Origin of the sequence: Neobacillus sp. NPDC093127, from assembly GCF_044754175.1 — a bacterium.
In the GTDB taxonomy this organism is placed as follows: Bacteria; Bacillota; Bacilli; order Bacillales; family Cytobacillaceae; genus Neobacillus.
In genome coordinates, this window is the sequence record NZ_JBIVOP010000001.1 from 246,575 (window position 1) to 271,781 (window position 25,207).

A 25,207-nucleotide genomic window follows, 5' to 3' on the forward strand; every position below is an offset into this window, starting at 1 on the left:
TTTAATTTTCCTCCAATTCATTTATTTGTTTTTCTAAATCCTCTTTATCTGCTTTTAAATCACTAATTTCTTCATCCTTATCTTTTACTAAGGAATCAATTTCCTCAGCCAAATCATCCAACTCTTTAAACATTACTGGTGGCAAATTATCTTCATTGCTATCTAAAAAGGATTCTAATAGACTAGCAATTTCGGTATTTCTTGCACTAGCCGGCATTACTTTTCCTCCTTCTCCCTAAGAACAAAATCAAGATATTCATAGGTTTCTACTAAATCTTCGAATAGATCACTGCCACCAATTGCTTTATGGTATTGCTCAAGTACTTTATAAAAAGGCTCCAACTTATCACACTGTGGACTGAAAACCGTGCGATCTTTCGAATCAAAGTACGGCATGTTTTATTCCCCCGTTTTATTTTTGAGGTGATTCGCATATAATGTAATTAGGTTGATATATGAATCACCTTTACGAAAGACTCATCCTGGCCGATGGGTCTTATTTTTTTGCACGATACGGCCACTTTTCCGGATCTTTATCACGTTGCTGCTTGATAAAATTATTTAAAGTAGATGGGTTAACATTGAATACTGCCGCAATTTCATCTAGCGTTTCACCTTTGATAAAGAGTTTATGAAGTTTGTCTTTATTAACACCATCCATGACTTTCTTACCTTTGAACGCTTCCTTTTTCCGTTCACCAGCGGATTTATAATCAATAGTATCGGTACTAAACTTTGCCACTGGCGGCTTTCCAGTTGGAATGATTGGATGTTTTTTTACATACTCGGCTAATTCTTCGGGTGTCATATACCAGACATGAACTTGACCTATCATAATCCACCTCCTAAATTGCTATTGTTTTTGTAAGATATGACCAACTTTTTTGTAATTTAATATCGGAGACGGCTTGCTGTACTATTCCATAATTGCCTGCTATCACTCTTTGAGATTCTCCACTATGTGCTCGTTTGTATATATCAATAACATCTTTTTCTGTTAGCTTGGATTGAGAGTGTGATTCTCCTGAGTTACTTTTAAGACCGATAGAAAAGGCATGTTTTAAATTTGTTGTAGGAGAAACCCATTCTAGGTTTTCAAGATTGTTATTTGTTTTTACTCCGTCGATGTGATTTACCTGACTAAAACCATTTGGATTATTTAAAAATGCTTTAGCAACAAGTCGATGAACATACAGAAATTTTTTTATTCTGTTTTTGCATAAATTAACTTGAAGATATCCACAAGTGTTCATTTTTGGTTTTAATACCTTCCCTTTTAAATCGCGTCCATCAACACCTTTTCTATCTAACCCTTTCACATCACCTTGATTACTAACTTGATACAATCCTTCGTACCCAACAATATCTTTCCAAGTGGTTACTTTACCAATCGACATTTATTTCACCCCTTTTGAAGCTAAATAAATTGCAATTAATCGTTCCTGGACTGACATCGACAACCACTTTTTATTTGAGATTTTCACATTGATCACCTCCTTCAAATTGTGGATTAATGATTAACCCTTGCTTGAACATTTCAGCATCCCTTTTACGAATGGGCTTTGCTCTAAATCTCCATTTTCTTGAATTTTCACCAATTTTATTTCGAAGAGCGTTCCAAGCCTTTGTTTTGCTAGGCTCTTGTATTCCGAATACAAATTTGTGAGATACATCGCTCCATATTCCAAACATCCCGGTGTGAGACTCATGCCATTTAATTTCCATCACCTCCTTAAAAGTTCATCCTGGATCAATTCAAGCAATGCCTGCTGCCTTTGAACATATTCGTCAATGGGATTTCCACCAGCTACATGAGAGCCAATTCTGCACTCGGCATCTTTTGCTAGTGCATGCAGATCAGCGTAAGAAAGATGTGGAAGGCTTGATTTCCAACTTTCTAGCATTAGCAATTGATTCCTTTGATTTGGACGTTCAGAGTTTTTAAAGTATATCTAATTCCAAACTGCAAACTAGGAAGATGGTTGTTTGCATCATATACAGCTTTGATTTTTTCTTCCGGTCCCTCTTCAATCTCATAGCCCACATACAATGCTTTGCAGACAGTATCTAAATCCAAATCATTTAAAGGCGCCCTATTGCCATCCCATAAGTTTTGAGCATGCCAGTGAACCACATTAGCTTTATCCAGACCATTCATTTCAAGCGCACTTTCCAATGCAATGGCTTCCTGTTTTAACAACACAACTTTTTCCATTTCGTTTTTTCCCTCCAATTTTCTACTGCATTTATAGATTAAATGATTGCTAGTTTTCACTATTTTGACGGTGTTTATCAGCAATCTAGTAAACTCGACAACATTTTTCGCAATATAGTGCAAAAAAAATAATTTTGTCCTTTGATATTCGGCAGAAATTTTGTTAGTGTGTTCGATATCCGTCAATTTTCGCCGTTTGGGTAAAAAAGATTGAGGTTTCCACCTCAATGATCCAGCAGTAATTAAATTACATAACGCTTATACTCAACGGTTTCAATCGTGTAATCTAATTTCCCATAATCAATACCTTTTTCTTTTAGAGAATTGATCAGTAATCGTTTAATTTTTAAAAGCTTTGTTAATGTTTTTTGTTTCTTTAATTCATCGTTATTTCGATATTCTGTTACATCGATATAGAATTCAGAGTGAATTAATTCTTCTGGAGATACATCATGGTAACGGTTCTTGAATATTTCTTTAGTTGGAGCCATATGAAAAGTGACTTGTGCAACATGACTGGAAAATCTAATTTCACATCCCATTTCAGTTTGCAAATGAACCAATACTGCTAATTGTTGAATTTCACCGATTAAACGACTTGCTTTTAAAATGTAATCGTTCATCTTCTATTACCTCCCAAATATTTGCATAAAATACTTTTCCAAAAATTCCTGCATTCGTGAAGCAATGAATAGCCATTTTTCCCCACGGCGCTCTGGGTAATAAACAAAGCCGCCATTTTCTAAGTCGAGAATTTTTTTATAAGCTGGCCGGAGAAGAATTTTATCTTTGAGCCAGTCATCTGAGTATCCTGTGGCCTGTTCTAGATCCTTCATCGTCCACCAAATTTTATTTGCCAACCTTCTCCTCTCCTTATGAAATTTTTTGATTATCTAACCAGTTTAAAAAGTCATCTTTGTTAACCCGTTTGTTGCCGCCGATGATGATGGTAGGAAATCCTTTTACTTTAAATAGGTCGTAAGCTTTGCTTTTACTAACGTTTAAGTATCTTTGGATGTCCTCAGCTGTTAAAACAGGCGGCAAACTAAAATTTTTTTCCAAAAATCTCACCTCCTCAATTACCCTATAGGTTAATCATTTTGTAAAAAAATAACCTTGTAAATCCGTCATTGAATTAACCTATGGGTTAATATTATTACTTAATTTCCAATTAGTCAAATGTTTTTTATGATTATTTTATGTTTTTACGGAAATACTTTACCTATAGGTTAATTTAACCCGTATTGTATGGATTTTTTTTGTGTAGTAAATTAAAAATGAAGGTGGTGTGATATGTGGATTTCGGTAGAAATTTTAAAAAAATTAGACTACAACGAGGTATGGATCAAAAAGATGTAGCTGCGGCTTTAGGCATAAGTCCGGCTTTTTTATCAAAGGTAGAAAATAATAAAAAACAACCTAGCATAGATCTCATTTTAAATGCCGCAGATTTTTATAAGGTTGATCCAGGTTTCTTTTTTAAAGGAAGGAATGAAGTTAACCTGGAATCTTTAATGACGGAGAAGAATAAGCAATTTATTTATGACCTTGAACATTTAACAAACGAAGAATTAAACGAAAAATATGATATAAGAATGGATGAAAAAGAACTATCCGATAACGAATTAAAAGGAATTATGGCTTATGTTCGGTCTTTACGATCGATTGACCAGTAGGTTTATTTTTGTTCTGCAAAATTAAAATAATTTCGGAGATGTCTATAACTTCTTTGTGCAATTTCTTCAGCTCCTAAAGGGTGGTATGGGTGACTTACAAAGTCGGTAAGTGCCTACTCCTTAACCATTTGCGCAGAAAACGAATGTCACAAGTTGATTTAGCGATTCTTGTAAATAAAACAGAGCAGACCATATCAAGATATGTTAATGATCAAACTGTCATGTCTTATGAAACGGCTATTAACATTGCGACAGTGTTAGATTGTGAAATGGAAGACCTTTACGAAATAGTAAAGGTCAAAGAGTAGGCTATAGGGTGGACAATTATTGTCTACTCACGACCAAGAGTCATCATTGATGTTAACTTCTTTGACAATTCTAACACGATATTTAAGGGTAATGTGTGACAAATGTCATAGTTCTTTACACTTTCGTTCTACAAATTTCGACACGAATGGAATAATTTATAATTTGAGTATAGCACGAATGGGAACTAATGTTCTATAATTAAAGTAGAAAATTTTTGACAAATATATGGAGGTCTAACATGGCAAGCATCCAGAAGCTTAAAAATGGCTGGCGTTACCGCGTTTCTTATAAAGATGGCGATAAATATAAGACTAAGACTCAAGGGGGCTTTAGGACTAAGAAGGAAGCTGAGATAGCAGCGGCTGAATTAGAAAAGAAATTACATGTAGGTCATGACATTACATCGGGTGACAGGTTGTTTGCAGAATATATACGCAGCTGGTATGAAATTTATAAAAAGGGTAAGCACAGTCCCAAACACGGTGAAGATATCGAGAGATCAGTCAAACTTGTGGAAGAGCATTTTCCAGGTGTCAGGATGAAGGATTTAACCAGGGATATGTATCAAAGGTTTATTAATGAACTTGCTCCAAAGTACGCTCACGAAACTTTACGCAAACGGCATTTATATATCAAACAATGCCTAGCTGATGCGAGAGAAGATGGAGTAATATCTAAAAGTCCCACCTATAAAGTAAAAGTAAAAGGGCAAAAAAAGGAAAAAGCAGAGGATTTAAAATACCTTAACTATGGAGAATTGAAACGATTAGTAGCCGAGACCCAAAAGAATTTGAAACTAAGGTACATCTCCCGATATATCATTTTATTTGGAATTGCTACCGGTGCACGTTTTTCTGAAATTTTAGGCATGACCTGGGATGGTATTGATTTTAAAAACCAAACTGTAACGATCAATAAAACATGGGATTTAAAATATAAAAATGATTTTAGTGATACCAAAAACTATGCATCAATGCGGACCATTACAATTGATGAAGATATGACTGATATCCTTAAGGATCTGCGTACCCAACAAACTAAAATAGCCATACAAACAGGGTTAAGAAACAATAAGAACCTTGTTTTTGTTAACGACAAAATGGAATTGGTATCAAATAATGCTGTAAATAAGACTTTAAAAAACCTTTGTAAAAATATCGGAGCAACTGAAATAACCTGTCATGGCCTTCGTCACACACACGCGTCCACTTTTCTTTACAAGAAAGTTAATATTAAATACGTCTCCCGACGACTAGGACATAAAGATATCGTCACCACATTACAAACTTATTCGCACATTATGGATGAGCTGGAGCAAGTGGAAACACGAATCGTTGATGAAACAATGGCAGATCTATTCAGTGCAAAATAAATGCAAAAAAAATTCTAAAACTGTCGTTTTGTTTAGGATTCTCGAAAAAATAAAAAATCGCCAAACCGTTGATGTAACTAGGTTTGGCGGACATTATTTGCATTGTATAGGATACTTTGGCGGGACTGCGTGGGAATCGAACCCACCAGACCTGGCACGCAGGTCTCAAGCAGTTTTGAAGTTTGCTGTCATCTGTTTTTCTAGTATCTCTATGTATCCTTAAGTATTGATAAATCAAGCTTTTTCGCTTTCTAATGTTTTCATGTGATTTGTAATTTTAAAAAATTGGGCACCAAGCATGGCACCAAAGCCCCGGCGGGCAAACCTTTTACAAAGTTAATTCTTCTTTAGGTCTAATTTAGCCATTTAATCTCCCACAATTTAATCTCCCACAATTTAATTTATAAAGGCATGATTTGAGGAATATTATCAATGGTAATACCGGTAATAATCGTGGTTTCTTAAATACATACAATCGAGATTGGTATTATAATAATTTATGTTTAATTAATAACACTAACTGCTGCTACGTCATACAAAGCCGCTGTAATGATCTCGCCAGCCTCACCTCGACTTGAAACTGTCGCGGCAAACTAACCTTCCTCAATAACCGAAGCTAATTCGGCGAATAGTTATAATTAAATCAAAAAATAAAAACGTTTCCCATTTTGGCCTATAACTGGCTCACAGAAAGCAAGTTCTTATCACTTTTTATCCCTATCCCTGATGGAATTTGAGCCTCGCAAGAAGGATTACATCATCCTGAAATTCAACCGCAAGTGCACTGTCCCGATTACGATTTTCCTGAGAGCTCTGGCTGCGGTTGACGATGGCATGGACAGCTCTCCGCTGAATGATGGTTCAGATGAAGAGTTGATGTTCTTCCAGGATGTTGATAAAGATCAGGGCCGCCTGTTCATCACCTCTACCCTCCGGCATGGACCGCTGTGGGTCCTTGCCGGCGACCAGAAGGTTGAACAGGCAGCCCTGATTGAGTTCTTCAAGCGTATGCGTCCTTGAAGGATTTCCTAGTTCTTTTTCTGGTTTTGCCCGGGCGCCTTCGTAGGCGGCACCGCATGCATGACGGTAAGCGTCACGCTATTGTTCTGATAAGACACCCTGAACAGGTAGCCCCCTGTCTGCCACGCGCGATTTTCGGGCATCTGGTGGAATCTGCCTGTGACCGATCCGCCCTTCATGATGGTCAGTACGGTGCCCTGGGTCAAGGCTCCTTGCACATCCAGGACTAGTTCTCCATCTTCCAGCACCAGGTCCCCATCAGCCTCTACGCTCGTATAGTCGCTATCGCTCTTGACGGTCACGGCGAGGCGACCTTTGCGGCCGATGCGCACATCCCCGCCGACGTTCAGGACTTTGCCGGGGGCGTCGGTGAAGAGCGCCGCGGCTTCCTTCGGAGCGAGACCGGGCTCCAACACGCCGCTGTCGACGTCGATGCTGCCGGCCACGCTGCCGCTGCCGCCGAGAGTACCGCCCTGGACGTCGATCGAGCTAGTGTGCCCGCCGGTAATCGAAAGCTTACCGCCTTCAACCGTCGTGACGCCCTCGTAGGTGTTGTGGCCCGACATGATCAGCGTACCAGGGCCCTGCTTGGTCAGAGAAGCCGTGTAGATGTTGTTGTCGATTTTGTTCTGAATGGAGGCCGCGCGCGCATCCATCCATTCTTTGCGCCACTTGACGGCGTCCTCATAGGTGATCTTGTCGTACAACTCGGGATGGCCGTTAGTGATTGCTTGGATGTAAGGATCACCCAAAATGCCCTGAACCATGAAGGCCTGTTCGTTAAGCGTGCCATCCGGGTTCAGCACGTTGGGACTGAATTCACCGGCGTAGGCAATGCCTTGCTCCTTGTAGCCCGAAAGCCATTCCAGATCTTCGCGTTCCCTTTCCTTGATCGCGATCTGGCTGATGTCGTTCGACCAGATGTCCATGGGCGCTTTATTCATGTTGTAGGTCATGGGGCTCAGGAACTGGCCGGGACCGTACATGCCCTTGGCCAGATCGGGAATCCCCCAGCCCCAGCGGTCGTCCGGAAGACCATCGGGAGCGGTCCAGGCGATGGATGCTCCGGTGGGGGAGGTTTGCCCGGTGCCGAGGAATCTTACGCCGTCGGACATTTTGTTGTTCGCCGTGGTGAACATCAGCTCGCGCACCTGCATGGCGTCCATGTCCAGATAGCGGGAGAGCAGAACCCCCATCACTGCTGTCGCAACGGGCGTTGCCGGCGACGTGCCGCTAGAGTTTGAATAGCTAGTATCACCACTGCTGCTCGTGGTCCGAACGCTGTTTGAAGGGGTAGACACGGTAAACCATTTGGCGAGCCCCGCCTCGTTAAATCCGTACTGCTTTGTGTATTCAGGATTGGTCGCAGTGGGCGGTTGCACCCCGCCGACTGCTACCCACTGATTTTCCGCCAAGGGATTGAAGAGGGGATACGCTGGGCGAAAAAACGGGTTGTTCCAGTCGTTGTTGCCGGCCGACCTTACGTTGACGGTACCGCTGTCCTTGATGGCGTCCCAGGTGGCCTCCATAAAGGAACGTCCGGGGTGGTTCGGATTATATTGAATACCGTCTTCAGAATAGCTTTTCTTGAATAAGAAATACTGGTACTCCAGATCCTTCAGGTACTCGTTGGGGAGGATAGTCCTCATTGCCGTGGCGTTGGCGCTGTCTTTGCCAATCACTTGATAAGCGTTGGCCAGGTTGCCGTTGACTCCAAGATCGTTTCCTAAACCGTCATAGCGAGTTCTGTCAAGAGTCTGGACATAAGAGCCCCAACTGCTGTTGATGACCTTGGCGCCTGCGTCGACCATGGCCTTATTGGCTGTATACCAGTACACGTAATCGTGGAAGGGACCGTGGGACTGGCTATCGGAACCGCCGGTCTTGGCAGCATATATCTTCGATCCAAAGGCGATGCCGTGCATGCCTTTACCATCGCGGATGCCGGAGATAATCCCAAGCATACCGGTCCCGTGCGAGTAGTCACTTGTTTTCGCCAGATCACTGGCCACAGTGAACCACTCGCCCGCAGTAAACGGGTTCGCAGGAGTTGCGCTGCGATACCCGAAGCCAGACGTGCCGTAGACACCCTCCGCTCTCACCGAATCGATCAGCCCCGTCTGAAATTCTTCGTGTGTAGCCCTGTGGCCCGAGTCCATCATGCCCAGCGTGACGCCCTGACCGAAATACCCCAGGGCGTAAGCAGTGGACGCGTTTACCGCGGCGAGCTGCCATGAGGAATTGATCACTGTGCCAGGAGTAAAAGGATCATAGCCGAAATAATAACCATATTCCGGCGTTTCCCAACTGGCTTTAGCGGCTGCCATTTCCCCTGGATTCTTGGCGACAAAGCCGGGGTCTCCCGGGTACGTCCACGAAAGTGCGCTGGCCGGAGAACCGGAAACGGCCAGTAAGGACAAGCAAACAATAGGCGATAGGAAAAATTTCACCCCCTTGCTTTGTTGCCACTTTGTCACAATGCCATTTTGCCGACTTGGTTGATGCTTTGTTTCCATTTTTAAAACCCCCCAATTTAGATTTTGAAATTGTCGCGCCGCTATAGCGCTAAAGCGTGCCTCCACCAACGTCAAAGATGGGAGCACCTGTCCGGCGAAGTAAAACGCCTCATTTTCGTGGAACGGTTTTTAACCTCGTCCGCTCCAACCACACGTCTCCAAAACCACCTTCCTTCATGGCTGAAAAAAGTTATTCAACCTTTTTATAAGTGCATTCCCGCAATACGTGAAGCTCAAGTACATGTTCTTTTATAGTAATTACCTCCCATTTGCCTCTTTTAAGAGAAGCGTTTTGATAACCTTGCAAAAAGTCCGAAGAACGAGATTTTTCACTGCGTGACCTTCGGCTTCTATAAAGACAACCTCCGCGCGGAACTTCAATATCCCCTTGAGATTTTGAGATTGCCGTGGCGCTCTGGGCCTTACACTTGCTCATTAAATAAACTATATATATCTTCTCTGCCACTAAGAAAAGCGTATATGTAAATATTTGTATCAAACACTACCTTCATTTTTTGCTTTTATCGTTTCGTACTTGTTGCAACAACTCATCGCATTTTCCCTTGGTTAATCTTGGTATATTCTCCTCCTCCTTCCTTGGATAATATTGATATATTACCCTCTCCCTTTATTTGGCAAAAAAAAAAAAAAAAAAAAAATTTACCTGCCAAACTTTTCGGTGATTTCCACCAAAATCAATTATATTACTGAATATTTGAAATTTTTGTATTATCCTGTCAAGCACCCAAAAATAAGAAAATAGTAATTGATAGAAATAATGATTTATAATAAAAAAGTCCTATTTTCCGGTCACAGAAAAGCAGGACTTTTTACGAGTTGTGCCGTGAGACAAATTGATTAAGAGATTTATTGTTAGTGAACGTATTTTCGTACCATATTCATTGTCGAGTGATCTAGGATACGTTGCAACGTAAATGCATCCCCTCCGATAATATATAAAATTTTGCAAAAGTATGGCGAAATGTATGGGGAGAAACTCGAACATTTGTAATATTTGCTTTTACCCCCTATTCTTTTATTCTAGCTCTCACCCAACTGGGGTCTATTTCACCACCATAGTTTGATAAAAAGATAAAATCACTTCTTTAAATATGCTGTTTTCTTTTAATAATGTATTTAAAGCCTTCGCGGTTTTTTGGGATAAAGGTAGAATTCTTGCGTGTGGTTTTTTGCTAATGGTGCTGGAACTTTAATAATTTTTTGTTCATAATCAAAGTCTTTTTTTCTCAATCCTAAAGCTTCATTACATCTCATGCCGGTATCTAAAAATAACAACATTAACGCATAATCTCAAAAACCAGCATAAGTCCGTTGATTGGGCTGATTCAACAATTCAATAATTTGTTGTTAGGAGAATGCTTGAATAGTATCCTCTCTGTTTTCATTAACTTGACTCTTTCAGTTGGATTTCTTTTTATATATCCTTCCTCATAGAGAAATTTTAAAAAAACATTTCAAAGTTCTTAATCTAATATTTACAGTAAAGGGCGATAACCCTTTTTTATCTGTTTGAATTGACAGGATTCTTTGGGATGATCATCCCAAAGTTTTTTTTCTTTACTCATATTATACACATAATCTCTCGAATGTTTTCTGTCGTTACTTCATCTACATATTTAATATCCGGATACTTTTTCTCTAAAAAGGATAAAAAATATTTAATAGTTACTCGGTGTTCTTTTAATGTCCGTGGTCGCAAGCCCTCTAGTCCTTTAGCACGGAAAAAAGTTTCAAACATACCCCCAAGTGTCTTTCTGTAATCCATTTGAGTCTTTTCCTCTTCGATAAATAGTCGGTTACCAACAGTGCTTTTTCCTTTTCTTTTGCTTTGTTTTGCCATAAAAAAGCCTCTTTTGCTTCATTGGGTTCCCAACATAGCAAAAGAGGCTCCTCAGTCTGTTTGATATTACCCTACACAGTCTTAGTGTAAAACAATTCTTCTAACCAAATTTATCCAAACATTTAAAACATTGATATATCAATCTTTTTGGCGGGACTGCGTGGGAATCGAACCCACCAGACCTGGCACGCAGGTCTCAAGCAGTTTTGAAGACTGTGGAGGACACCAGTACCCCATTCAGCCCCATAGATGTTATTTTTCAAGGTGTTTGGACTTTTATTCAACTGCCTTTTCGCAAAAGGCCTATCCAGTCTCGCTTCCCTATCATTTGTACCCATAATACAATGGAATATAGTATTAATCAATAGAATAGGCTGTTTTGTCACTTTTTCGACAACCTTTGCACGCTTTAATATTTGCCTATCCAGCCAATATCAATGGATATCATTCTAACTAATCGCTATTCTTGTTTCAAATTGTGACGTTTGCTTGTCATTTTTCCTGAAATCAGACTATAATAAGATGAAAAATAGTATTTTGAAGGTGAATAATATGCAGCAGCTCCATGGTTGGTTTTTGTGGTTTATCTTATTTTGGGTTGTTTTTTTAGTTGGTTCCTTCGCCATTGGCGGATTTTTTATGTTCCGAAAGTTTTTGAAGAAAATGCCGAAAGAAGATGGCAAGTCAGTGATGGATTGGGAAGAGCATTATGTGAAGGAATCGCGTCACTTATGGGGTCCCACCGAGAAGGCTTTGCTTGAAGATTTGGTCAGCCCTGTTCCTGAATTATTCCGCGATGTTGCCCGGCATAAAATTGCGGGGAAAATCGGCGAGCTTGCCCTAAGTGAAAATGCTCCGCAAATTACGGAAGAGCTTGTGATTCGTGGCTATATCCAAGCAACGCCTAAAAGGGATCATAAATTTCTCCGCAAAAAGCTGTTTGAAAATCGAATTGATGTGGCGCCATACGAGCATTTATTCTAAACCGTCCCAAATCAGGACGGTTTTTATTTTTCCGCGATAATAAAAAACACTGACCTAGAAAGAATCAGTGTCTAAATATTTATATCATCTTTATCCCATGCAGCTCTCTATAGAGCTTCATATAAGAACGGTACATCGCCACACGCCATGGAACAATCATACTGAAAGCAAGCAGGAAGAACATGCCGCTTAGCTGTCCAAATTCAATCTCACTGCTTAAGATGGTTTTGGCGACAAGGCGGACAACTAGCAATCCTACTAAAATAAAAATAAATGCTTTTGACCGTTTTAAATAAATTTCTTTATCACGAATCTCAAATTTAGAGGTTTTAACAAGCAAGATTGAAAAAAGCATGCCCACCACTACAGCCTCTAAAATTTCCATCGAAGTTAATCTAAATTCCGGTACGATATACATAAGCGCACCACTGGACATAAAAACAGGAGGCAAGATAATTTTTTTTACACTTGCGGGTTTATTTGCAGCTTTCATGCGGACAAACATCGCAAAAATGCCCATCAAAACTGCTCCAATTGAAGAAACAACAACATAGTTCATTGGACCATTCTTCCCTTATCTAATTATTTTCTAACTCATTATAGCTCAAATCATCGATGTTGTTAAAAATTTTTGATTGTATTTCTGTTCCCACTATTGAATGAGCAGAGGTAACGAATACAAAAAAAGGAAAGACCATGTTAGAGCATCCGAAATGGTTAAGATTTTATCGCTTTATTAAAGCGGTGAATTAAAATCACCAAATATGGCAGAGAAAATCGAAATGATTTTTGTCATCCAGTCAAAAAACAGAACAATCCCCATGACAATCATAAGATAGCCGCCAATTTTCATTATCGTTCCGCTGTATGTACGGATCCATTTCATGCGCCCGATAAAGAACGATAAGATTAAAAAGGGAATGGCGAATCCTAATGAATAGGCCGTCATGTATAAAACACCTGAGCCCGGATTTGATGCCGCAAGCGAGATAACGATTGTCAGTATTGGACCCGTACAAGGCGTCCAGCCAGCTGCAAAGGCCATCCCAATAAGGACAGAGCCTAGATAACCTGATGGACGGTTTTTAAATTCAAATCGTCTTTCTTTCATCATAAATTGCGGGTTTAATATTCCCACAATGATTAGGCCAAAGAAAACGATGAAAATTCCGCCAAGCTGACGAATTAAATCTTTATATTCTACGAAAAAACGGCCGATAAAAAAGGAAGTTCCGAAGCCAATCACAATAAAGATAACTGAAAAACCTAAGAGAAAAAACAGTGTATGGAACAGACTGCGTTTTTGTAGCATGGCATTTTCGCTTTTTAGTTCGCCGACAGACATTCCGGTGATGTACGATAGAAACGCTGGATAAAGGGGTAGACAGCACGGCGAGATAAAGCTCATAAATCCTGCCCCTAATGCTAGAAATATATTTACATCAGACATATTAACACTCCCACTATAGTCGATACCTCTTCATTCTAACAAAACTTTTGAGCAAAAGATAATGATTAACATGAACATTTTGTGTCTCCAGGATGATCATTTCAAATCCTAAAGAGACAATTATATTTAATGGATATTTCCCTACAAATGTCTTTGAAGTAATTTACAATATAGGTTATACTAGTAAAACAGCACCATTTTGGTAGTCTTTTATTCTCTTTTATACCAAAAATCGGGAGTTACTCCGGGAAGGGGCATCGGCCGTGATCAAACAGGATTTAGTTGCATTAATCGAGAAAAAACGAGCTGAATTAATTCAAGTCGCTATCACCAACGGCTTGACTTCCTCCGTTGCAATTCGTAACAGCCAGGAACTTGATCATCTTTTAAATGAATATAATCGAAAATATATTAAAAAAGTTCCATCCTCCGCCTGTTAAAGGTCAACATCTTGAAACAAAATAGGTTCATAGAATGGGAAAAGCCTGGCATAATGCCAGGCTTTTCTTATCCATTCACAACATCTTCTGATCGTTCGACCGCGCCGTTTTGCAGCAGGAACATTTTATGATAGAGTCCACCTAATGCAAGCAGCTCTTGATGCGTTCCCCGTTCAACAATTTCCCCTTGATGCAATACGAGAATTAAATCGGCATCTTGGATGGTTGATAAACGGTGTGCGATCGCGATTGTTGTCCGTCCTTTGCGCATTTTTGCCAGCGCGGTTTGGATGGCTTCTTCTGTTTCCGTATCAATATTGGCCGTTGCCTCATCGAGCACCAATATTTTCGGATTGGCCGCAATTGTCCTGGCAAAGGCAATTAATTGGCGCTGTCCGCTTGAGAAAGTCGCTCCCCGCTCGACAACCTTATGGTCAAAGCCATTCTCCAGCCTGTCGATAAATGTGTGTGCTTGAACAAATCTTGCCGCATCCTTCACTTGTTCATCGGTCAAACTTTCATTATGAAGGCGAATATTATCCTTTACTGTCCCATAGAACAAGAACGGATCCTGGAGCACTAGGCCCATCTTCTCTCTTAGCTCAGGCTTGGTAAAGTGACGAATCGATTCCCCGTCAATCAAAATTTCCCCGCGTTCATATTCGTAAAAACGCATCATCAGATTAATGATCGAGCTCTTTCCGCTGCCTGTGTGACCGACCAATGCAACCGTTTCACCAGGGTTAGCTGTAAAGGATATATTCTTTAGAACATCCCGTTTTCCATCGTAGGAAAAACTTAAATTCTTAAACTCAATCCTTCCTTGTTGAATAGCAATCGTCTCCTCGACCTTTTGAGTGGGAGCCAATTCCTCTTCATCCAACAATCTAAACACGCGGGAACCGGCAACGATTGCCTGCTGGTATAAGGAAAGCCTCATCATCATCTGGTTTACTGGCTCAAAGAAACGATCTAAATAATTGATAAACGCATAGATGACCCCAATTTCCACACTATGTTGGAAGGAAGTAATTCCGAAATAGCTTAACACAATGATGAGGGCAAAAATATAAATCAAATCAATCGCCGGTCTTAACAAGAGACCATCAATCTTAATATTTTTCATTCCCGCCTTGTAGTGCTGCTCGTTGATATCGCCAAATTCACCACGAAGGCGTTTTTCCTGGCGAAAAACTTGAATAATCGACATTCCTGAGAGCGACTCAGCCAGTTTAGCGTTCAATTGGCTTAATCTCTCGCGCATATCAAGGTAAAATCGCGAGCTTAATTTTCGATATAAGTTCATCACAAACAATAAGATTGGAATAATAATGACGCAAAACAAAGCCAGCTTCACATTCAAAATAAACATAGCAATAAAAATACCTGTCAGCAGAAAGCCGCTTTGGATGAAGGTGGCAATGACGGTGACAAACATATCTTTAATCGCTTCCGTATCATTGGTCACCCTGGACACAATACTTCCCGCAGGCGTTTTATCAAAGTATTTCAAACCAAGTGACTGGACTTTTGAAAATACATCGATCCTGAGCTGTTGGATAATGAATAGGGCAATCTCCTGAAATTTCACAAATTGGAAAAAAATCAAGACAGCTTTTACAATTTGAATCCCCATGTAAATTGAGCCCAGAATCAATAATGGCTGGAATTCAAGCTTCCCTGGTGTCAAATAGTCATCGATGAAGATTTTGACTAAATACGGAAGGAAGATATCTCCAATAGTTGTTAAGAGCAGCAGAACGAAGGCGATGCTGATCATTTTCTTATGTGGTTTTGTATAAGAAAGTAGACGGAACAATATCTTTCTTTGTTCACGTTCTGACAGCTGCAATTTCTCTTCCATCTTAATGCCCCCCATGCTCAACAAGTTCTTCTAGCTGCTGGTGTACAAACATTTCCTTATACCATCCGTCCAATTCCATCAGGTCCTCATGTGTGCCTCGTTCGATAACCTGCCCATTCTCGAGAACGATAATGAGATTGGCATGTTGGATTGCACTTAAACGATGCGAGGTAATGATAGTTGTTTTCCCCTCGCGATTTTGTCTTAAGGATGAAAGGATAGCTTCCTCCGTTTTCGCGTCTACTGCTGATAAAGAATCGTCCAGTACGAGTACTTCTGGATTCATAAGCAGCGCGCGAGCAATCGAAATTCTTTGCTTTTGCCCGCCCGACAACGACACCCCTCGCTCACCGACAATCGTTTGATACCCATCCGTAAATTGGAGGATATCGTCATGGATATTCGCTAATTTTGCTGCATGTTCGATTTCCTCGATTGTTGCTGTTGGGTCAGTAAAGGCAATGTTCTCGGCAACAGAAGCGGAAAATAAGAAATGGTCTTGCGGGACATAGCCAATCGCTTCCCGTAACTTTTCGAGCTTATAGTCCTGTAGTTTTTGCCCGCCAAAAAGGATTTCGCCTTGATAGCCTTCAAATTCGCGAATAAGCAGTTTTAATAGTGTTGTTTTGCCTGAACCCGTTTTACCGACAATTCCGAGCGTTTCCCCGGCATTTAGCGAAAGAAAAATATCTTTTAAGAGTGGCTGTGAATCTCCTGGGTAGGTAAATTCACCGATTCGATACTGAATATCGCCATACGGCACGGTATCAAGCGCCTTGTCATCATCCGTGATTTCGACCTTTTCCCTTAGGAGAGCGGCAACTCTGTCGTAGGAAGCACGGCCCCGTTCGACGATATTAAACAGCCAGCCAAACGCCAGCATCGGCCAAATTAATAATCCTAAGTAGGTTGTAAAAGAGATTAATTCACCAATTGATAATTCATTATTAAGAACATACTTAGCGCCAAATGCGATCGATAAGAAAAAGGAAATCCCGGTGATGATGGAGATGGTAGGGTCATAGAGTGAGTCGATTTTCGCGACGACAATATTTTTCTGAACGACATCTTCCGATTGTATCCGGAAATCTTCAATATCTTCCTGTTCCTGTCCAAACGTTTTAATGACCTTTATCCCGGTAATACTTTCCTGTGTTTTATCATTTAATGATGAGAACGCTTCCTGGGCCTTATAAAAACTTTTATGCAGCATCGATCCAAACCAGCTAGTCAGCATCGCCATAAACGGCATCGGAATTAAACAGATTAACGTTAATTTCCAGCTGATTGTAAAGGCCATTGCAATGATAACAAACCCTCCCGTTGAAAGGGAGTCTACGAGTGTTAATACCCCTGCCCCTGCTGTTTGCTGGATAGCCGACAAGTCGTTGGTTGCATGTGCCATCAGATCTCCGACACGACTTTTCTGATAAAAAGCTGGTGACATATTCGTAAAATGTTGATATAAGCGATTCCTTAAAATTTTACTCAGTTTAACCGATGAACCAAAAATCATGATTCTCCAATAATATCTTAGGACATACATCGCAATCCCGACACCGACAAGGACGATAACCCATTCCAGCAGCATCGCTTTTGTAATCGTACCTTCATTTATATGGTCAGCAATAATTCCGATTACCTTCGGCGGTACTAACTGGAGCAGTGCCACGATCAGCAAAAGGAATACCCCTGATATGTACGCTTTTTTCTCCTGCTTAAAAAACCAGCCTAATTCTAAAAAAACTTTCATTAAAACTCCCCCAAAACACTTCTTTCTTTAAAATCACCTCATCCAATCAGTTGCGATTTTATTTTACCAAATATTTTTAAAATAATAAAGATTTTGAAACCGTGGTTTTAAGGCACGAAAAAAGCACCCATTCAGATGGAGTGCTTGTCCGGTTTTATTTAGATTGCTGCTTGTTCATGGCTTGCATCATTTGATTGATTTTCTTTTGAGATGGTTTTTGTCCCATTTGCATCATCATCATTTTTAACATTTGTTCATTAATTGGCGGATTTTTCTTCAAATAGCTCATCATATATTTGCGAGCAATGAAAAATCCTAGCGCTACACCAGCAGCTAATGCCAGTATACCAACTAGAATCGCAATTCCTGTTGTACCCATTAAACTTCCTCCTTCATGTTGTCTACCATACAGTGTACTAAAAAAAACAAGATTAGACAATATCTGCTTTCAATTAGATAAATTTTCTTTCCTTAATCGGCTTTAACCAGCCATAACGCTGGTGATCAAGGTCTAGCGCTAAAAAGGAAGACTCGCATTTTCGCAGCACTTCAAAAAACGCCGTTTCTGCTTCATAGCTGCCGCCAGCCTCGACTGTTATCAATTCTTGAAAAACTTCTAATTTGGCAGTACTTAGTTTTCCGCTCAATTCTATCGAGTATGCACCCTGATCCGCTTTAAATCCTTTAATTCTACTTAGCTGTTTTTGAATTAGCTGATGGATTTTCAAGGCCTCAACCCTTTTAGTTATATAAGAAATTTGTTTTTTTGTAATAAATTTTAGCTCACCGTCTGCATTTTGATGTTCCATAAAAAGCTGAAAGAACAATCGCTCTCTTCCGAAGTAATGGGCAGCAAATTCATCTTCTATTAAATAAAGCTGATATTTTCTCACCACGGTTCTCCCCTTCGTTGATTACCCTTTTAACCATTATAAAAAATAGCAAGCGAAACATTTGTCTTACGACGGCAAAAACTTTCACTAATTTTGTCGAATTCCAAGTTTCTACCCGATTCTACTATGAATTCGGTAGATTTATTGAAGATTCCTTCAAATATGATTAAAAATTTTGGTAATAAAAGAAAACTCGCCGATTGGCGAGCCTTAAGGCGAAGACAGAGGCATAGTTGCACTTATGCGACATCGGAAAATGTAAATTTTGAAAAAAATTTATACTTTCCTTTAGCAAAAAAAGGAGAACGGAATTTTTCCGTTCTCACTTAAATTTCATGTATTTATTTATTCAATAAAGCCTTAACACGTGCAACCACGTTATTTACGGTAAAGCCGTATTCTTCCATAATCTTTTCTCCCGGTGCAGATGCGCCGAATTTGTCAATTGCTAAGACATCGCCTTCATCGCCTGTGTATTTGTGCCAGCCGAATGATGCACCGACTTCAATTCCGAGACGTTTTTTCACATTCTTTGGAAGCACGGAGTCTTTGTATTCTTGAGATTGCTGCTCGAAGCGGTCCCATGATGGCATACTGACCACAGAAACGTGAACACCATCGCCAGCCAATGCCTTTTGTGTTTCAACAGCAAGGCTAACCTCTGAACCCGTCGCCAACAGCAACGCATCTGGAGTATTGCGTTCTGAAGGAGAAACGACATAGGCACCTTTTGAAACTCCCTCATATGCATTTGTATCCGTTCCTTTTAAGGTTGGTAAATCTTGACGTGTCAATACGAGCGCTGTTGGCTTGTTCGTTGACTCAACCGCAAGTTTCCATGCTGCCGCTGTTTCGTTACCATCCGCAGGACGAATAATCGATAATCCTGGCATCGCACGTAGGGCAGCAAGCTGTTCGATTGGTTCATGTGTTGGTCCGTCTTCACCAACCGCAATACTATCATGGGTAAATACGTATGTTACCGGTAATCCCATTAACGCAGCAAGACGAATGGCCGGACGCACGTAGTCAGAAAAGACAAAGAACGTTCCGCCAAATACTTTTGCTCCGCCATGCAAGGCAATTCCGTTCATCGCAGCACCCATTGCAAATTCACGGACACCAAACCAGAAATTCCGGCCTTCATAAGAACCAGGCATAAAGTCTTTTGAACCTTTAATCATCGTTTTATTCGAACCAGCAAGGTCCGCAGAACCACCGATAAAAATAGGCAGGTTTTTCGCTATGCTATTTAATACTTCACCTGAAGAGGCGCGGCTTGCAAGGCTTTTCCCTTCACTGTAAACCGGAATATCTTTGTCCCAGCCTTCAGGAAGTTCATTTTTCAATGCCTGCTCCAGCTGTGTGGCTAGTTCAGGATATTCTTTTTTATACTGAGCGAAAAGGTCATTCCATTCTCTTTCCTTCTTCTCACCATTTTCAACAATGAGTTTTTGGAAATTGTCGTATACTTCCTGTGGTACATGGAAATCTTCTTCGAACGTCCATTTATATGCTTCTTTCGTCAACTTTAACTCATCTGCACCAAGCGGCATTCCGTGTACACCTGAAGTTCCAGCTCGGTTCGGGGAACCATAACCGATTACAGTTCTTACCTCAATCATTGTTGGCCGGTCGAGGTCATTTCTAGATTGTTCAATGGCTTTCGCAATTTCTTCAAGATTATTGCCATCTTCAACGCGAAGATATTGCCAGCCGTATGCCTCAAAGCGTCCCTTAACACTCTCAGAGAAAGATTTATCTAGGTCGCCATCAAGAGAAATATCATTGGAATCATAAAGCACAACTAACCGTCCTAATTTCAGGTGCCCGGCAAGTGATGCAGCTTCCGCTGATACACCTTCCATTAAGTCGCCATCGCCGCAAATGCTGTATGTAAAATGGTTCACAAGTTCATAATTATCTTTATTATAAACGCTTGCGACATGTCGTTCTGCTATCGCCATACCAACTGCCATCGCAATCCCCTGGCCAAGCGGGCCTGTTGTTGCTTCTACACCTTCTGTGTGGCCGTACTCAGGGTGACCGGGCGTTTTACTTCCCCATTGACGGAATTGCTTTAAATCATCCATGCTAAGATTGTAGCCGGATAAGTGGAGCATACTGTATAACAAAGCAGAGCCATGACCAGCTGATAACACAAAGCGATCACGGTTAAACCAATGGGGATTCTTTGGGTTTTGGTTCATAAAGCGGGTCCATAATGTATAAGTCATTGGTGCAGCACCCATCGGCATTCCAGGGTGTCCTGAGTTTGCTTTCTCGATTGCATCAATGGCAAGCGTCCGAATGGAGGTAACTGATAAATCATCAATAGTATTAAACATGAAATACATCCTTTCTTAATAACAGGGTTACTAAACACATCATTAATATTATATTGCTGCAGTCTATAATTCAACTGATAGCACTGAAATAAGCAGCAAAAGTCATTTTGTTTCTTATTTTGACACAGAAGTTGCAGATATATGTAGAAAAGGAATACAAATGTGTATTCCTTTAAAGATTGGCTGTGTTAATAGTGAATGTTGATTTCCGTTCCAGGCGCTTCGCTTTCCGCGGGGCGGGCGGTGAGTCTCCTCGGCGCTAAAGCGCCTGCGGGGTCTCACCTGTCCCGCTGCTCCCGCAGGAGTCTCGCGCCTTCCACTCCAATCAACATTGTGATCAAAATCAACAATATTCTTTAAAACAGCCTAAAGATTAATGAAGTGTATTTTTTTTCCTAGTTTTTATTTTTTCCGGTGTTACGTCGTTTCCTTCTGGATCAATAAACTTTGTATTAGTTAATGTATCAAGCATACTAGAACGGAATGTTGCCAAATACTCACTTCTTAATTGCGATTGTTCTCTTGCTTCTGTCTCCGTTAATCCTGCCGCTTTTGCTTTTCTTGCCAACTCATTGATTCTAGCCATTTTTTCTTTCGATAGCATTCAAGAACCTTCCTTTCGGTAAAGAATCTGTAATGTCATACGATTTTACTAAAAAAGAGGCTTCCTGACAAGGCAAAAGCATTATTCTTCCTGGGAGGCAAGGTATTCTTGGTATCTCCTGTGTACAGTTGCTTTAGAAATGTTATGACCAAATCCTCTAAAGGTTGCTGCAATTTCGGCAAACGTTAAGTCATTTTTTCTAAGGCGGATAATTTCTTCAATCGGAACTTCGATTTTTTCTCTGCCAGAAGCGCTTCCGAGGTTTTTTAAATTTTCTTCTGGCTTATACCCCTGCTGAACGGCCCGTTTCATCCCACGTTTAATTTTCACATTATGCAGCTTCCGCTGGTATTCCTCCACCATACTGACAATTTTCAAAACCATCGAATCAGACTCCGAAAGCTGTAATTCGCCATTATGAGAAATACAGTAAAGTTTTATTCCCTCTTTCATTATACAATGCAAAAGCGCAATCTTAGCGTTTCCCCTGCCAAGCCTTGTTTCATCTTGAATTAACAGGGCTTGGACCTGTTTATCCTTTATTCGATCTAATACTTGAAGGATGCCTTCTCTTTCAAAATCATAGCCGCTTGCCTTCTCCTTAATGATTGTCTCAACTTCAAATTGATATTGTTTGGCAAGCTGGATTAGTTCCTCTTCCTGACGATTTAAGGATGATTCTTGTGTTTCTTTATTTGTACTTACACGACAATATATAATTGCTTTCATTTTTTATTCCTTTCTAGTCTCCGAAAGCGCCGGCTAATTCTGTTGTAGTTTCAGATGAGATTTTATTTACTGGAATGATGATTTCTTTACCAGGAAAAATATGATTGTCGACATTTTCATTATGCCTTTTAACCCAGCTTACGAACTCTTCGTTCGTTAAAGTGTGCTGCCCGGAATATTGCTTCGAGATTTCCCAAAGTGAATCCCCTTCAGAAATCTTAACCTTGAGATAATTTTCCTTGTCATTGGTATGATTTTGAATCGATAGTACGATAGCGAATGAACAGCTTAAAATAATAAGAGTAATGGCATACGAATATTGGTTCAAGATTTTTCTCATGATTACACCCCTCATAGGAATATACGTTCTCTTTTTGTTAATTTTATTATAATCCGAACATTCGTTTGTTGTCAACAATTAATTCGAACTTATGTTTGTATAAAATAGCCGAACATGCTATAATAAAGTTAACATTAACCAGGCGAGGTGCATTTTATCATGGGAAAAATATCAAAGCGTCAACAGGATATTCTGGATTTCATTAAGTCGGAAGTTAAGAGTAAAGGCTATCCGCCTTCCGTAAGAGAAATTGGTGAAGCAGTAGGACTAGCTTCCAGCTCTACTGTTCACGGTCATTTAGCAAGGCTGGAGACTAAAGGGCTGATTAGACGGGATCCTACGAAGCCAAGAGCAATCGAAATATTAGAAGTGGATGAAGCAGCTCATATTCCAAGAAACAAAGTAGTCAATGTTCCAGTAGTTGGGAAAGTTACCGCCGGTTTGCCTATTACAGCCATCGAAAACGTTGAAGAGTACTTCCCGCTGCCAGAAAGTTTGGCACCAGCTGATGAGCAAGTCTTTATGCTGGAAATCATGGGGGAGAGCATGATAGAGGCCGGAATCCTTGACGGTGACTATGTCATTGTCAAACAGCAGCAAACGGCAAATAATGGTGAGATTGTTGTTGCCATGACCGAAGAAGACGAGGCTACCTGCAAGCGATTTTTTAAAGAAAAGGATTATATCCGCCTGCAGCCGGAAAATTCTACGATGGACCCGATTATTTTAAGGAATGTTTCCATCCTCGGAAAAGTCATTGGGGTTTATCGCCATATCCATTAACACTGAAAGAGCTGGCAAAGCGCCAGCTCTTTTTTATTGGGAAAAAATGTTCAAAATATCATACCTATGTTCGATATATTGAAAATTCAGTATAATTACCCATGCTGATATTGTTAATTTTTAATATAATTGTACTACACCATGATTTACCTTAGGTCCAAAAATAAAAGGCTTAAGGAGTGTGAGGAACGGTGTTAATGAACATTATTTTCTCTTTAGTGATTGGTGGGTCGGTTGGGATTATTGGACATGTTCGAAAGTACGGCAAAATCGTTATGCCACGGAAAACAAAAAGGTTCATTTATCTCGGTTTTCTAGAAGAATTGCTTCTAGGTGCAGTTGCTGCCCTTCTCCTTGTTTTGTATGCCGCTCCAAATTCATTTGTAGAGATGATCATTTTTTCGATCATTGCCGGAATTGGGGGTGATGCCGTCCTAAATAGGTTTAAACTATTAAAACAAGACAGCGATAAATAAGGACATGAAAAAAAATTAACCCTTAGCACTAGTGCTAAGGGTTTGTTCATGATTAATACATGCTCATATATTGGTCGCGTTCCCATTGGTGTACGACCGTGCGGAACATATCCCATTCAATTTCTTTTGCCTCTACGAAGTGTTCGAAGATATGCTCGCCAAGACCAGATACAATGGCTTCGTCAGCCTTTAACATATCTAACGCCTGTGCTAATGTTGCTGGAAGATCGATGATTCCCTCTTCGATTCTTTCCTCTTTGCTCATCACATAAATATTACGGTCAACAGGTGCCGGCGGAGTTAGTTTATTTTTAATTCCTTCTAATCCTGCTTTTAACAGCACAGCCATGGCAAGGTATGGGTTTGCTGCCGGGTCGACACTTCGCACTTCCACACGTGTACTTAATCCGCGTGATGCCGGAATACGGACTAACGGAGAACGGTTTTGTGCGGACCATGCGACGTAACATGGTGCCTCATAGCCGGGTACAAGACGCTTATACGAGTTAACAGTAGGATTAGTAACTGCAGTAAAGCTCGGTGCGTGTTTTAAAATACCGGCAATGAATTGGCGAGCTGTATCACTCATTTGAAGATCGCCAGTCGGTTCATAAAAGGCATTTTCGCCATTTTTAAATAATGAGAGATTCATATGCATCCCGGATCCATTTACACCGAATAATGGTTTTGGCATGAACGTCGCGTGCAGGCCGTGTTTACGGGCGATTGTTTTCACGACAAGCTTAAATGTTTGGATTTGGTCACATGCTGTTAAGGCATCCGCATATTTAAAATCAATTTCGTGCTGTCCAGGCGCTACCTCATGGTGAGAAGCTTCGATTTCAAAACCCATTTCTTCTAACTCAAGTACAATATCGCGGCGGCAGTTTTCACCAAGATCATGCGGAGCAAGATCGAAATATCCGCCATGATCATTTAATTCTAATGTCGGCTGCCCTTTATCATCTAATTTGAACAAGAAGAATTCTGGCTCAGGTCCAAGATTAAAATCTGTAAAGCCATACTCCTGCATTTCTTTTAAGACACGTTTTAAGTTATTGCGCGGATCCCCGCCAAATGGAGTGCGGTCTGAGTTGTGAATATCGCAAATTAAGCGGGCAACTTTTCCCTTTTCGGCTGTCCAAGGAAACACAACCCAGGTGTCTAAATCTGGAAACAGATACATGTCAGACTCTTCAATCCGTACAAACCCCTCAATTGAAGATCCGTCGAACATCATTTTGTTATCAAGTGCCTTTTCTAATTGGCTGATTGGGATTTCTACGTTTTTGATGGTTCCAAGAATATCTGTAAATTGCAGGCGAATAAATTTCACATTTTCCTCTGATGCCAACCGCTTAATGTCTTCTCTTGAATACTTTGCCATAGTAAAACCTCCAATGGTTTTTAAAACTTTTTCTTTAGTGAAAGGCTTTGTTAAAAGGGAATGTTGATTTCCGTTCCAGGCGCTTCGCTTTCCGCGGGGCGGGCGGTGAGCCTCCTCGGCGCTAAAGCGCCTGCGGGGTCTCACCTGTCCCGCTGCTCCCGCAGGAGTCTCGCGCCTTCCACTCCAA

32 protein-coding genes and 1 tRNA gene are annotated in these 25,207 nt (G+C 40.6%); 8 read left to right on the forward strand and 25 right to left on the reverse strand.

Features of this window, described 5'->3' with window-relative positions:
* Nucleotide 1: 1 nt before the first annotated feature.
* The 10 genes from ACIQCO_RS01220 to ACIQCO_RS01265 all read right to left on the reverse strand — a co-directional run bounded on the left by ACIQCO_RS01220 (nucleotide 2) and on the right by ACIQCO_RS01265 (nucleotide 3,277).
* Entirely contained in the window at nucleotides 2–217 is a 216-nt protein-coding gene (locus ACIQCO_RS01220) for a hypothetical protein (RefSeq protein ID WP_400424871.1), read from the reverse strand.
* Nucleotides 217–396 (reverse strand): hypothetical protein, encoded by a 180-nt coding sequence (locus tag ACIQCO_RS01225; RefSeq protein ID WP_400424874.1) that lies wholly within the window; start codon nucleotides 394–396, stop codon nucleotides 217–219. The genes ACIQCO_RS01220 and ACIQCO_RS01225 overlap by 1 nt, the downstream gene beginning before the upstream one ends.
* Nucleotides 397–496: 100 nt before the next feature.
* Nucleotides 497–835 carry a hypothetical protein gene (locus tag ACIQCO_RS01230; RefSeq protein WP_400424877.1) on the reverse strand — a complete coding sequence of 113 codons (339 nt, stop codon included), beginning with the start codon at nucleotides 833–835 and terminating at the stop codon, nucleotides 497–499.
* Nucleotides 836–845: 10 nt separating this feature from the next.
* The gene (locus tag ACIQCO_RS01235) at nucleotides 846–1,397 is read right to left on the reverse strand and encodes an NUMOD4 motif-containing HNH endonuclease (protein ID WP_400424880.1); all 552 of its coding nucleotides are present in this window, start codon (nucleotides 1,395–1,397) and stop codon (nucleotides 846–848) included.
* 70 nt (nucleotides 1,398–1,467) lie between these two features.
* Complete coding sequence (locus ACIQCO_RS01240; protein ID WP_400424883.1) at nucleotides 1,468–1,692, reverse strand: hypothetical protein; 225 nt, start codon at nucleotides 1,690–1,692, stop codon at nucleotides 1,468–1,470.
* Between the two features lie 32 nt (nucleotides 1,693–1,724).
* Entirely contained in the window at nucleotides 1,725–1,904 is a 180-nt protein-coding gene (locus ACIQCO_RS01245) for a hypothetical protein (RefSeq protein ID WP_400424886.1), read from the reverse strand.
* On the reverse strand, nucleotides 1,904–2,215 hold the full coding sequence (locus tag ACIQCO_RS01250) for a hypothetical protein (protein WP_400424889.1): 312 nt from the start codon (nucleotides 2,213–2,215) through the stop codon (nucleotides 1,904–1,906). Before ACIQCO_RS01250 ends, ACIQCO_RS01245 begins: the two co-directional genes overlap by 1 nt.
* Before the next feature lie 242 nt (nucleotides 2,216–2,457).
* Nucleotides 2,458–2,838, reverse strand: a complete 381-nt coding sequence (locus tag ACIQCO_RS01255; RefSeq protein ID WP_400424891.1) for a hypothetical protein — start codon at nucleotides 2,836–2,838, stop codon at nucleotides 2,458–2,460.
* 6 nt (nucleotides 2,839–2,844) lie between these two features.
* Nucleotides 2,845–3,051, reverse strand: a complete 207-nt coding sequence (locus ACIQCO_RS01260; protein ID WP_400425896.1) for a DUF771 domain-containing protein — start codon at nucleotides 3,049–3,051, stop codon at nucleotides 2,845–2,847.
* A 37-nt stretch (nucleotides 3,052–3,088) separates the two neighbouring features.
* Nucleotides 3,089–3,277, reverse strand: a complete 189-nt coding sequence (locus tag ACIQCO_RS01265; protein ID WP_400424894.1) for a helix-turn-helix domain-containing protein — start codon at nucleotides 3,275–3,277, stop codon at nucleotides 3,089–3,091.
* A 233-nt stretch (nucleotides 3,278–3,510) separates the two neighbouring features.
* Here ACIQCO_RS01265 and ACIQCO_RS01270 point away from each other — a divergent pair, with 233 nt between their 5' ends.
* The 4 genes from ACIQCO_RS01270 (at nucleotide 3,511) to ACIQCO_RS01285 (ending at nucleotide 6,592) form a co-directional block, all read left to right on the forward strand.
* A complete protein-coding gene (locus ACIQCO_RS01270) occupies nucleotides 3,511–3,891 on the forward strand; it encodes a helix-turn-helix domain-containing protein (RefSeq protein WP_400424897.1) in 381 nt (126 codons plus the stop codon).
* 89 nt (nucleotides 3,892–3,980) lie between these two features.
* The gene (locus ACIQCO_RS01275; RefSeq protein WP_400424900.1) at nucleotides 3,981–4,199 is read left to right on the forward strand and encodes a helix-turn-helix transcriptional regulator; all 219 of its coding nucleotides are present in this window, start codon (nucleotides 3,981–3,983) and stop codon (nucleotides 4,197–4,199) included.
* A gap of 239 nt (nucleotides 4,200–4,438) precedes the next feature.
* The gene (locus ACIQCO_RS01280) at nucleotides 4,439–5,572 is read left to right on the forward strand and encodes a tyrosine-type recombinase/integrase (protein WP_400424903.1); all 1,134 of its coding nucleotides are present in this window, start codon (nucleotides 4,439–4,441) and stop codon (nucleotides 5,570–5,572) included.
* Nucleotides 5,573–6,298: 726 nt separating this feature from the next.
* Nucleotides 6,299–6,592 carry a hypothetical protein gene (locus ACIQCO_RS01285; protein WP_400424905.1) on the forward strand — a complete coding sequence of 98 codons (294 nt, stop codon included), beginning with the start codon at nucleotides 6,299–6,301 and terminating at the stop codon, nucleotides 6,590–6,592.
* A gap of 8 nt (nucleotides 6,593–6,600) precedes the next feature.
* Here ACIQCO_RS01285 and ACIQCO_RS01290 read toward each other — a convergent pair whose 3' ends face one another.
* The 4 genes from ACIQCO_RS01290 to ACIQCO_RS01305 all read right to left on the reverse strand — a co-directional run bounded on the left by ACIQCO_RS01290 (nucleotide 6,601) and on the right by ACIQCO_RS01305 (nucleotide 11,214).
* On the reverse strand, nucleotides 6,601–9,108 hold the full coding sequence (locus tag ACIQCO_RS01290; protein WP_400424908.1) for a S8 family serine peptidase: 2,508 nt from the start codon (nucleotides 9,106–9,108) through the stop codon (nucleotides 6,601–6,603).
* Between the two features lie 1,137 nt (nucleotides 9,109–10,245).
* Nucleotides 10,246–10,407, reverse strand: a complete 162-nt coding sequence (locus ACIQCO_RS01295) for a site-specific integrase (RefSeq protein ID WP_400424911.1) — start codon at nucleotides 10,405–10,407, stop codon at nucleotides 10,246–10,248.
* A 283-nt stretch (nucleotides 10,408–10,690) separates the two neighbouring features.
* Complete coding sequence (locus ACIQCO_RS01300) at nucleotides 10,691–10,969, reverse strand: hypothetical protein (RefSeq protein ID WP_400424913.1); 279 nt, start codon at nucleotides 10,967–10,969, stop codon at nucleotides 10,691–10,693.
* 148 nt (nucleotides 10,970–11,117) lie between these two features.
* Nucleotides 11,118–11,214, reverse strand: a tRNA-Sec gene (locus tag ACIQCO_RS01305).
* A 277-nt stretch (nucleotides 11,215–11,491) separates the two neighbouring features.
* Here ACIQCO_RS01305 and ACIQCO_RS01310 point away from each other — a divergent pair.
* A complete protein-coding gene (locus tag ACIQCO_RS01310; RefSeq protein WP_400424915.1) occupies nucleotides 11,492–11,953 on the forward strand; it encodes a DUF2621 domain-containing protein in 462 nt (153 codons plus the stop codon).
* Nucleotides 11,954–12,032: 79 nt separating this feature from the next.
* On the opposite strand, the gene ACIQCO_RS01315 is transcribed toward ACIQCO_RS01310, so the two are convergent.
* Both ACIQCO_RS01315 and ACIQCO_RS01320 read right to left on the reverse strand, forming a co-directional pair.
* Nucleotides 12,033–12,512: a CcdC family protein gene (locus ACIQCO_RS01315; protein ID WP_400424918.1), complete on the reverse strand. Its 480-nt coding sequence runs from the start codon at nucleotides 12,510–12,512 to the stop codon at nucleotides 12,033–12,035.
* Between the two features lie 177 nt (nucleotides 12,513–12,689).
* Nucleotides 12,690–13,403: a cytochrome c biogenesis CcdA family protein gene (locus ACIQCO_RS01320; protein WP_400424921.1), complete on the reverse strand. Its 714-nt coding sequence runs from the start codon at nucleotides 13,401–13,403 to the stop codon at nucleotides 12,690–12,692.
* A gap of 263 nt (nucleotides 13,404–13,666) precedes the next feature.
* Between ACIQCO_RS01320 and ACIQCO_RS01325 the strand changes: the two genes are divergently transcribed.
* On the forward strand, nucleotides 13,667–13,843 hold the full coding sequence (locus ACIQCO_RS01325; protein ID WP_066085602.1) for an aspartyl-phosphate phosphatase Spo0E family protein: 177 nt from the start codon (nucleotides 13,667–13,669) through the stop codon (nucleotides 13,841–13,843).
* Between the two features lie 67 nt (nucleotides 13,844–13,910).
* Here ACIQCO_RS01325 and ACIQCO_RS01330 read toward each other — a convergent pair whose 3' ends face one another.
* The 8 genes from ACIQCO_RS01330 to yneA all read right to left on the reverse strand — a co-directional run bounded on the left by ACIQCO_RS01330 (nucleotide 13,911) and on the right by yneA (nucleotide 22,374).
* Nucleotides 13,911–15,707 (reverse strand): ABC transporter ATP-binding protein, encoded by a 1,797-nt coding sequence (locus ACIQCO_RS01330; protein ID WP_400424924.1) that lies wholly within the window; start codon nucleotides 15,705–15,707, stop codon nucleotides 13,911–13,913.
* 1 nt (nucleotide 15,708) lies between these two features.
* Nucleotides 15,709–17,460: an ABC transporter transmembrane domain-containing protein gene (locus ACIQCO_RS01335; RefSeq protein ID WP_400424927.1), complete on the reverse strand. Its 1,752-nt coding sequence runs from the start codon at nucleotides 17,458–17,460 to the stop codon at nucleotides 15,709–15,711.
* A gap of 154 nt (nucleotides 17,461–17,614) precedes the next feature.
* Nucleotides 17,615–17,839 carry a YneF family protein gene (locus ACIQCO_RS01340; RefSeq protein ID WP_066085596.1) on the reverse strand — a complete coding sequence of 75 codons (225 nt, stop codon included), beginning with the start codon at nucleotides 17,837–17,839 and terminating at the stop codon, nucleotides 17,615–17,617.
* A 73-nt stretch (nucleotides 17,840–17,912) separates the two neighbouring features.
* Entirely contained in the window at nucleotides 17,913–18,353 is a 441-nt protein-coding gene (gene sirA / locus ACIQCO_RS01345; RefSeq protein WP_400424930.1) for a sporulation inhibitor of replication protein SirA, read from the reverse strand.
* Between the two features lie 341 nt (nucleotides 18,354–18,694).
* Complete coding sequence (gene tkt, locus ACIQCO_RS01350) at nucleotides 18,695–20,701, reverse strand: transketolase (RefSeq protein ID WP_400424932.1); 2,007 nt, start codon at nucleotides 20,699–20,701, stop codon at nucleotides 18,695–18,697.
* Nucleotides 20,702–21,074: 373 nt separating this feature from the next.
* Entirely contained in the window at nucleotides 21,075–21,305 is a 231-nt protein-coding gene (locus tag ACIQCO_RS01355; protein ID WP_400424935.1) for a DUF896 domain-containing protein, read from the reverse strand.
* Between the two features lie 81 nt (nucleotides 21,306–21,386).
* On the reverse strand, nucleotides 21,387–22,034 hold the full coding sequence (locus ACIQCO_RS01360; RefSeq protein ID WP_400424938.1) for a YneB family resolvase-like protein: 648 nt from the start codon (nucleotides 22,032–22,034) through the stop codon (nucleotides 21,387–21,389).
* Between the two features lie 13 nt (nucleotides 22,035–22,047).
* A complete protein-coding gene (gene yneA, locus ACIQCO_RS01365) occupies nucleotides 22,048–22,374 on the reverse strand; it encodes a cell division suppressor protein YneA (RefSeq protein WP_400424941.1) in 327 nt (108 codons plus the stop codon).
* A 159-nt stretch (nucleotides 22,375–22,533) separates the two neighbouring features.
* Here yneA and lexA point away from each other — a divergent pair, with 159 nt between their 5' ends.
* Complete coding sequence (lexA, locus tag ACIQCO_RS01370; RefSeq protein WP_400424944.1) at nucleotides 22,534–23,157, forward strand: transcriptional repressor LexA; 624 nt, start codon at nucleotides 22,534–22,536, stop codon at nucleotides 23,155–23,157.
* Between the two features lie 197 nt (nucleotides 23,158–23,354).
* Nucleotides 23,355–23,633, forward strand: a complete 279-nt coding sequence (locus ACIQCO_RS01375) for a DUF4257 domain-containing protein (protein ID WP_400425898.1) — start codon at nucleotides 23,355–23,357, stop codon at nucleotides 23,631–23,633.
* A gap of 52 nt (nucleotides 23,634–23,685) precedes the next feature.
* On the opposite strand, the gene glnA is transcribed toward ACIQCO_RS01375, so the two are convergent.
* Complete coding sequence (gene glnA, locus ACIQCO_RS01380) at nucleotides 23,686–25,020, reverse strand: type I glutamate--ammonia ligase (RefSeq protein WP_400424947.1); 1,335 nt, start codon at nucleotides 25,018–25,020, stop codon at nucleotides 23,686–23,688.
* Between the last annotated feature and the right edge of the window lie 187 nt (nucleotides 25,021–25,207).

Coding starts and splice junctions, on each gene's coding strand:
- ACIQCO_RS01220 (WP_400424871.1), bottom strand. CDS start 217: ATGCCGGCTAGTGCAAGAAATACCGAAATTGCTAGTCTATTAGAATCC.
- ACIQCO_RS01225 (WP_400424874.1), bottom strand. CDS start 396: ATGCCGTACTTTGATTCGAAAGATCGCACGGTTTTCAGTCCACAGTGT.
- ACIQCO_RS01230 (WP_400424877.1), bottom strand. CDS start 835: ATGATAGGTCAAGTTCATGTCTGGTATATGACACCCGAAGAATTAGCC.
- ACIQCO_RS01235 (WP_400424880.1), bottom strand. CDS start 1,397: ATGTCGATTGGTAAAGTAACCACTTGGAAAGATATTGTTGGGTACGAA.
- ACIQCO_RS01240 (WP_400424883.1), bottom strand. CDS start 1,692: ATGTTTGGAATATGGAGCGATGTATCTCACAAATTTGTATTCGGAATA.
- ACIQCO_RS01245 (WP_400424886.1), bottom strand. CDS start 1,904: ATGCTAGAAAGTTGGAAATCAAGCCTTCCACATCTTTCTTACGCTGAT.
- ACIQCO_RS01250 (WP_400424889.1), bottom strand. CDS start 2,215: ATGGAAAAAGTTGTGTTGTTAAAACAGGAAGCCATTGCATTGGAAAGT.
- ACIQCO_RS01255 (WP_400424891.1), bottom strand. CDS start 2,838: ATGAACGATTACATTTTAAAAGCAAGTCGTTTAATCGGTGAAATTCAA.
- ACIQCO_RS01260 (WP_400425896.1), bottom strand. CDS start 3,051: ATGAAGGATCTAGAACAGGCCACAGGATACTCAGATGACTGGCTCAAA.
- ACIQCO_RS01280 (WP_400424903.1), top strand. CDS start 4,439: ATGGCAAGCATCCAGAAGCTTAAAAATGGCTGGCGTTACCGCGTTTCT.
- ACIQCO_RS01285 (WP_400424905.1), top strand. CDS start 6,299: ATGGAATTTGAGCCTCGCAAGAAGGATTACATCATCCTGAAATTCAAC.
- ACIQCO_RS01290 (WP_400424908.1), bottom strand. CDS start 9,108: ATGGAAACAAAGCATCAACCAAGTCGGCAAAATGGCATTGTGACAAAG.
- ACIQCO_RS01295 (WP_400424911.1), bottom strand. CDS start 10,407: ATGTTGTTATTTTTAGATACCGGCATGAGATGTAATGAAGCTTTAGGA.
- ACIQCO_RS01300 (WP_400424913.1), bottom strand. CDS start 10,969: ATGGCAAAACAAAGCAAAAGAAAAGGAAAAAGCACTGTTGGTAACCGA.
- ACIQCO_RS01310 (WP_400424915.1), top strand. CDS start 11,492: ATGAAAAATAGTATTTTGAAGGTGAATAATATGCAGCAGCTCCATGGT.
- ACIQCO_RS01315 (WP_400424918.1), bottom strand. CDS start 12,512: ATGAACTATGTTGTTGTTTCTTCAATTGGAGCAGTTTTGATGGGCATT.
- ACIQCO_RS01320 (WP_400424921.1), bottom strand. CDS start 13,403: ATGTCTGATGTAAATATATTTCTAGCATTAGGGGCAGGATTTATGAGC.
- ACIQCO_RS01330 (WP_400424924.1), bottom strand. CDS start 15,707: ATGGAAGAGAAATTGCAGCTGTCAGAACGTGAACAAAGAAAGATATTG.
- ACIQCO_RS01335 (WP_400424927.1), bottom strand. CDS start 17,460: ATGAAAGTTTTTTTAGAATTAGGCTGGTTTTTTAAGCAGGAGAAAAAA.
- ACIQCO_RS01340 (WP_066085596.1), bottom strand. CDS start 17,839: ATGGGTACAACAGGAATTGCGATTCTAGTTGGTATACTGGCATTAGCT.
- tkt (WP_400424932.1), bottom strand. CDS start 20,701: ATGTTTAATACTATTGATGATTTATCAGTTACCTCCATTCGGACGCTT.
- ACIQCO_RS01355 (WP_400424935.1), bottom strand. CDS start 21,305: ATGCTATCGAAAGAAAAAATGGCTAGAATCAATGAGTTGGCAAGAAAA.
- ACIQCO_RS01360 (WP_400424938.1), bottom strand. CDS start 22,034: ATGAAAGCAATTATATATTGTCGTGTAAGTACAAATAAAGAAACACAA.
- yneA (WP_400424941.1), bottom strand. CDS start 22,374: ATGAGAAAAATCTTGAACCAATATTCGTATGCCATTACTCTTATTATT.
- lexA (WP_400424944.1), top strand. CDS start 22,534: ATGGGAAAAATATCAAAGCGTCAACAGGATATTCTGGATTTCATTAAG.
- ACIQCO_RS01375 (WP_400425898.1), top strand. CDS start 23,355: ATGAACATTATTTTCTCTTTAGTGATTGGTGGGTCGGTTGGGATTATT.
- glnA (WP_400424947.1), bottom strand. CDS start 25,020: ATGGCAAAGTATTCAAGAGAAGACATTAAGCGGTTGGCATCAGAGGAA.